6 protein-coding genes are annotated in these 6,310 nt (G+C 59.2%); 1 reads left to right on the top strand and 5 read right to left on the bottom strand.

Features of this window, described 5'->3' with window-relative positions; translation table 11 throughout:
- Positions 1–324: 324 nt before the first annotated feature.
- From FHX16_RS19630 to metG, 3 genes are read right to left on the bottom strand one after another with little or no spacing between them, the layout of a single operon-like run.
- Positions 325–1,155: an MBL fold metallo-hydrolase gene (locus FHX16_RS19630; RefSeq protein ID WP_183864217.1), complete on the bottom strand. Its 831-nt coding sequence runs from the start codon at positions 1,153–1,155 to the stop codon at positions 325–327.
- 4 nt (positions 1,156–1,159) lie between these two features.
- Positions 1,160–1,942, bottom strand: coding sequence for a TatD family hydrolase (locus FHX16_RS19625; RefSeq protein WP_183864216.1), 783 nt, complete (start codon positions 1,940–1,942; stop codon positions 1,160–1,162).
- Positions 1,943–1,949: 7 nt separating this feature from the next.
- On the bottom strand, positions 1,950–3,500 hold the full coding sequence (gene metG, locus FHX16_RS19620) for a methionine--tRNA ligase (RefSeq protein WP_259129815.1): 1,551 nt from the start codon (positions 3,498–3,500) through the stop codon (positions 1,950–1,952).
- A 238-nt stretch (positions 3,501–3,738) separates the two neighbouring features.
- Here metG and FHX16_RS19615 point away from each other — a divergent pair, with 238 nt between their 5' ends.
- The gene (locus FHX16_RS19615; protein WP_183756894.1) at positions 3,739–4,539 is read left to right on the top strand and encodes a sulfite exporter TauE/SafE family protein; all 801 of its coding nucleotides are present in this window, start codon (positions 3,739–3,741) and stop codon (positions 4,537–4,539) included.
- Here FHX16_RS19615 and FHX16_RS19610 read toward each other — a convergent pair whose 3' ends face one another.
- Together FHX16_RS19610 and tmk are read right to left on the bottom strand one after the other, a co-directional pair.
- Positions 4,540–5,565 (bottom strand): DNA polymerase III subunit delta', encoded by a 1,026-nt coding sequence (locus tag FHX16_RS19610; protein WP_183864214.1) that lies wholly within the window; start codon positions 5,563–5,565, stop codon positions 4,540–4,542.
- Positions 5,558–6,241 carry a dTMP kinase gene (tmk, locus tag FHX16_RS19605; RefSeq protein ID WP_183864213.1) on the bottom strand — a complete coding sequence of 228 codons (684 nt, stop codon included), beginning with the start codon at positions 6,239–6,241 and terminating at the stop codon, positions 5,558–5,560. The genes FHX16_RS19610 and tmk overlap by 8 nt, the downstream gene beginning before the upstream one ends.
- Positions 6,242–6,310: the final 69 nt, after the last annotated feature.

Here is a 6,310-nt window from a genome sequence, read left to right as displayed (position 1 = left end):
CCAATCTGAGAGTAGGTGCGTTTCATTGCATCGTCCTTGCAATTGATAACCCATTGGGATCATTAGCAAGTCGCACTTCATTCTAGAACCCACCCTCGCTACATCCATAAATCAGATAAGATAGGTTATGGAACTAATTGGTATATCCAACTTGGAAAGATATCGCCTCCTCTGACGCGCGCACTGCACTGGCGGAAGCTATGAAGTTTCTTTTCCTTCAGGTCTGTATCACTGTATCCTAAGACGCATTGAAAGCTTAGTTCGCTGCAAACACGCGACGGCATTAATGCGGTGGAACACAGTTCAAACGTGCCGATGGTGAAGTCAGAGGCCTTCGATATCCGCCAATTCGATATCAAAGTTCATCTGGTCGTAAGCCGGAACGACATGGTCCGGCGTTTCGGCCATCACAGTGTCGTAGTCGAGCGGCGTATGCATGTGGGTCAGGATCGCACGCTTCGGTTTCAGGCGATCGATCCAATCCAGCGACTGTTCGAGCGACAGATGGCTGGGATGATATCGGTATTGCAAGGCATCGATGATGAGAACATCGAGATGTTGAAGCTTTTCGACAGTTTCCGGCGGAAAATCACTGATATCGCTGCAATAAGCCACATCACCAACCCGGATGCCGAGTGAGTGAATATCGCCGTGTTGCTGGAGGTGTGGCCAGATGGATATGGTTCCGCCGGCGCCGCTGATACGCAGCGCAGAATCGAGGCTTTCGATGACTTTCGCTTCAACGATGGGCGGATAGTTGCTACCTGGCGGCGTCTCGATGCAATAGCCGAAACCTTGCCGAATGCGATCCATCGTATCCGGCGTCGCGTGGATCGGAACCCGCTGTTGGCCACCGTAGAAATAGCCGCGCAGATCGTCGATACCGTGAATATGGTCGGCATGAGCGTGTGTATAAAGGACTGCGTCGATTTGCGTGACACGCGCGGCGATCATCTGCTCGCGAAAATCCGGCCCCGTGTCGACAATGAGTGTCGTGACACCGCCATTGTCGTCGAATTGCTGCACCATGAAGGCTGCACGGGTTCGGCGGTTCTTCGGATTGGCGGGATCGCAAGCACCCCAATCGCCAGTGATGCGCGGTACGCCAGGCGACGACGAACAGCCGAGAATGGTGAAACGTCGTCTGTAACCCACGCTGTCAGATCCTTGGCATCTTCGAGAAAATGCGGAATGCGTTTTCGGTGGTGATCCGAGCCATCTCGGCATAGCTGAGACCGAGCGTCTCGGCCAGAACCTCAGCCGTATTCACGACGTAGGATGGCTCGTTGCGCTTGCCGCGCCAACGCTTCGGCGCAAGGTACGGCGCGTCGGTCTCGACCAACAGGCGGTCATGCGGGACGGACTTGGCGATGTCTCGAAGCTCCTCAGATTTCGGGAAAGTCAGGATGCCCGAAAAGGAGACGTAGCCGCCCAGTTCGACCCCGACCTTCGCGAGCCCTGGGCCCGACGAGAAGCAATGGAGAATGAAGGGGAATGCCCCCTTCCCCGTTTCCTCGGTCAGAATAGCCGCCATGTCATCGTCGGCGCTGCGGCTGTGAATCACCAGCGGCAGCTGTGTCTGACGCGATGCCGCAATATGGCGCCGCAATCCGGTCTGTTGGTCTTCCGGCTTCTGCGTATCGTAGAAGTAATCCAGACCGGCTTCACCAATCGCAACGATCTTCTCATGTGCGTTGGCCAGTCGGACGAGGTCGTCCGTCAGGATATCGAGCTCGTCGCCGGCATTGTTCGGATGGGTACCAACGGAGCAGAAGACTGACGGATATCTCTCGGTGATCGCCAGCAGACCGTCGAGCTTGCGCACGCGCGTCGAGATCGTCACCATCTGTTTGACGCCGGCATCGTGGGCGCGCCTGACGATCTCGTCGCGCTCCTCTTCGAAGTCGGCGAAATCCAGATGACAATGCGTATCGATCAGCATGACGTCCTCACGCTTCCGGCGGAACGTAGCGCGGGAAGACCGGCTTCGGCGCTTCGAGAGGCGTGCCAGTGATAAGTCGACCACTCTCGCCGAGTGCGGCGAAGTCGCGTTTTCCGGCAGGTGCCGCAACAAGATCGAGCAGCTTGCCGGCCGATTCCGGCACGAAAGGCTGAAGCAAGATCGCGATCTGGCGGACGACCTCGGCCGTGACATAGAGCACGGTACCCATGCGCGCCGGATCAGTCTTCTTCAGCGCCCAGGGCTCCTGACCGGCGAAGTAGCGATCCGTTTCGGAAACGACTGCGATGATCGAGGCCAGCGCACGATGAATGAGCTGCTTGCCCATATCGTCGCGCGTCGAAGCATGCAGCGCGTCGGCCTGAGCCAGGATGGCCTTGTCTTCATCCGTCAGCGGACCGCATTCCGGGATCATGCCGTCGCAATTCTTGACGATCATCGACAGCGAGCGGCTGGCAAGGTTTCCTATGCCGTTGGCAAGATCGGAGTTGATGCGGGTGCCGATCGCTTCTTCGCTGTAGCTGCCGTCCTGGCCGAACGAAACTTCGCGAAGGAAGAAATAGCGCACCTGATCCAGGCCGAAGTGGTTCACAAGGTTGACCGGGTCGACAACGTTGCCGAGCGACTTCGACATCTTCTCGCCCTTGTTGAGCAGGAAGCCGTGCGCAAAGACGCGCTTGGGAAGCGGCAGCTTGGCGGACATCAGGAAGGCCGGCCAGTAGACCGCATGGAAGCGAATGATGTCCTTGCCGATGATGTGAACATCTGCCGGCCAGTACTTGGCGCGGGGACCATTCTTGTCTTCGATATAGCCGGTCGCGGTGATGTAGTTGGTCAGGGCGTCGACCCAGACGTACATGACGTGGGACGGGTCATTCGGGACCTTGATGCCCCAATCGAACGTCGTCCGCGAGATCGACAGATCCTTGAGCCCCGACTTCACGAACGAGATCACTTCGTTGCGACGCTCGGCCGGGCCGATGAAATCCGGGTTGGCTTCATAGTGGGCGAGCAGCTTTTCCTGATATTCGGAAAGCTTGAAGAAGTAGCTGGCCTCTTCCACCCATTCGACCGGCGTGCCCTGCGGGCCGTAGCGCACGCCGTCGGCGCGCAGCTCGGTTTCGTTTTCCTGATAGTAGGCTTCATCGCGCACCGAGTACCAGCCGGCGTAGGAATCCTTGTAGATATCGCCGTTATCGGCCATCAGGTTCCAGATGTTTCTGGACGTCTCGTGGTGACGCTCCTGTGTCGTGCGAATGAAATCGTCATTCGACGCATTGAGCAGCTTCGCCATCGCCTGGAATTCGTCGGAGTTGCGGTCCGCAAGCTCCTGCGGCGAAATGCCTTCCGCGCGAGCCGTCTGCTGCATCTTCTGGCCATGCTCGTCGGTGCCGGTCAGAAAGAACACATCCTTGCCATCAAGGCGCTGGTAGCGCGCCATCGCATCCGTCGCGATCAATTCGTAGGCATGGCCAATATGCGGCTTGCCGTTCGGATAGGAAATCGCGGTGGTGATGTAAAAGGGTGTCTTGTCTGTCATGGCGGCCATTCTTGTCCGGCTTACTCTATAAAATTTGTTAGCCGCTCTTAGCGCATGTCATGGCGAAGCGAAACACCAAGTTTCGAAAGCATCGGCGATTTGCCGATGACTGGTGTGCTGCACTTGACTCGATTTTAGGCGCATTCTACCCAAAGAAAACTCAAAAGGCGGGGCATCGGCGACGTGACATCTCCAGCACTTGGCAACAGCATTCGCGTGCAGGACCGAGGTCGCCTGTTTGACTGACTTTTCGAGCTTCGACCCTCTCTACTCCCTCTCGGGGCTACTCGTCGGCGCGCTTGTCGGCATCACCGGCGTTGGCGGCGGATCGCTGATGACGCCACTGCTGGTGCTGGTCTTTGGTGTTCATCCGGCCACGGCCGTTGGCACCGACCTACTCTACGCGGCAGTCACCAAGACGGCAGGCACGGCGGTGCACGGCATGCACGGCAGGATAAACTGGCGTATCGTCGGCTGTCTTGCCGCTGGCAGCGTTCCAGCTGCCCTATTGATGCTTTGGCTGATGGCGGGTGTCGACCGCAAGAGCGTGGAAGTCGCACACACGATCACGACGGCACTTGGGTGGCTGCTTGTCATGACGGCGTTGATGCTGGTTTTTCGCAAGCAGGTCCTGGCATTCGCCTTACGCGCAATCGGAGAGCGCTCTCCACCTAAGCCGGTTACGGTTGCCATCTGGACAACGGTGCTCGGCCTGGCTCTTGGCATCCTGGTGACCCTGACATCGGTTGGTGCCGGCGCCCTGGGCGTGACTGTGCTGCTCGTGCTCTACCCGCGACTTGATGTCCGAGAAATCGTCGGCTCGGATATCGTCCACGCCGTCCCGCTGACGCTGATTGGTGGCATGGGCTATTGGATGATCGGTGAGATCAACTGGGGAATGCTATTTGCGCTTCTGGTTGGCTCTATACCGGGCATCATTGCCGGCAGCCTGATCGCACCAAAGCTTCATGAACGAACGATCCGCGTCGTCCTCGCGCTGACACTCTGCGTCGTCGCCTGGAAGCTGCTGGCGACCTGATCAAGGACCAGGCTGCTTGATGTCTCCGAGGATGCTGAGGATCGTCTGCTTCCGATCCAAGTTGTAATCATCCGAAACCGTCAGCCGCTCGCTTATGTCGGAATGCAGGCGGGCGAGCCGCTCGGCCGCCGCAACCTGCCCCGCAACGGCAGCCGCCCGCGCCCTCCGCATCAGATCCTCGCCGACGTGACCCGTGAAGAACTCAAAAATTGTGTCGCTGTCCTTGCCTGAAAGGGCATCCGCCAGCCGATGCATCGCCCTGCGCGCCGATGCCCCTTGCGCTCGCAGAACCTCGTTGTAGGCTTCGACAATCTCGCCGCCGCCGTAGTTCACCAGCTTCAGCGCCTCGCCGACGCTGCCGTTCGCGGCGGCAAGCAGATCAGGGTCGCCGGCCTCGATGCCAAGATGTGCAAGCGCCGCGCCGAGGGCGCCGTCTTCAAGCGGCGCAAGCTTCAGCGGCAGGCAGCGAGAACGAATCGTTGGTAGCAGTCTGCCGGGCGCATGCGAGATCAGCAGGAACAGGGCGCGCTTCGGCGGCTCCTCAAGAATTTTTAGGATCGCATTCGCGGCATTGCGGTTCATGTCATCCGCGGGATCGATGATGACGATCCGCCAATTACCGGTGCCAGACGTCTGTGAAAAGAAGCGCCCTGCCCGCCTCACCTCATCGACAGTGATCGCGGACTTGACCTTCCCCGTCTTCTCATCAACGGGACGCGCCAGGTAAAGCAGATTGTGCGACGCGCCGGAGGCAATCTGGCGGCTAACCGATGAAGCGGGATCAGGATCCGCCAACAACTCCGGCGCACGCGCAGGATCGGGATGCGTTAGGACATGATTTGCAAACCGGAACGCCAGAGTTGCCTTGCCGATGCCCGGCGGCCCCTCGATTAGAACCGCGTGGTGGCCCTTACCCGAGCGGTACGATTGCGCAAGGAACTCCTCAGCGTTCTCGTGACCAAATAGCTTCATGTTCTCGGCTGGCCAAATGGCGCCGTCGAGCAATCCTGGCCGTTCATCACTCATGCGCTGCTTCCGTCACCTTCGCCGCCGCCGGGTGCTGCAGACCCTGCCAGACGATCTCCAGAATCTCTGCCGCGATGGCCTCTTCAGTCTGCATTGCGTCGATCACGCTGCAACGGCCTGGCTCGCGGGCGGCTATATCGAGAAAGGCTTCCCGGCGCTTCTCGTGGGTCTCGAGCTCTTCCTTCTCGAAACGATCCGGGCTTAGGTCGATCGCCACCCCCCGCCTGCGGGCACGCTCCAAGCCGGCCTCGGCCGGCAGATCGAGAACAAGCGTGCAATCCGGCACGATCCCATTCACCGCCACGCGCTGCAGCGCCTCGATGAATTCCGACTCCAGATTGCCGGTCACGCCTTGGTAGACGCGAGAAGAATCCATGAAACGATCGCAAAGGACGACCTTTCCGCCCGCAAGCGCGGGTCGGATGATTTCCTCAACGTGATCATTGCGCGCAGCTGCAAAAAGGATCGCTTCCATGCGTGTTCCGAACGCTTCCGCTGCACCCGACAAAAGCACATGACGGACGGCTTCCGCACCCGGCGAGCCGCCCGGTTCCCGCGTCAGCAGCACGTCATGGCCGCGGGCACGCAGAGCCTCGGCAAGGCGACGGATTTGGGTCGATTTTCCCGCGCCCTCCCCGCCCTCAAACGTTACGAACAATCCACGACTGGATGGCAATGACTACTTCCTGCATTACGGCGCTCGTCCGCACCACTGCCGTACATCTAGCGAAAGGCAGCGAAAAAC

The sequence above is a fragment of the Rhizobium sp. BK661 genome (genome assembly GCF_024808825.1).
GTDB lineage: Bacteria > Pseudomonadota > Alphaproteobacteria > Rhizobiales > Rhizobiaceae > Rhizobium.
Note: the sequence above shows the minus strand (reverse complement) of the source record. Positions and strands in the feature narration are given on the sequence as shown.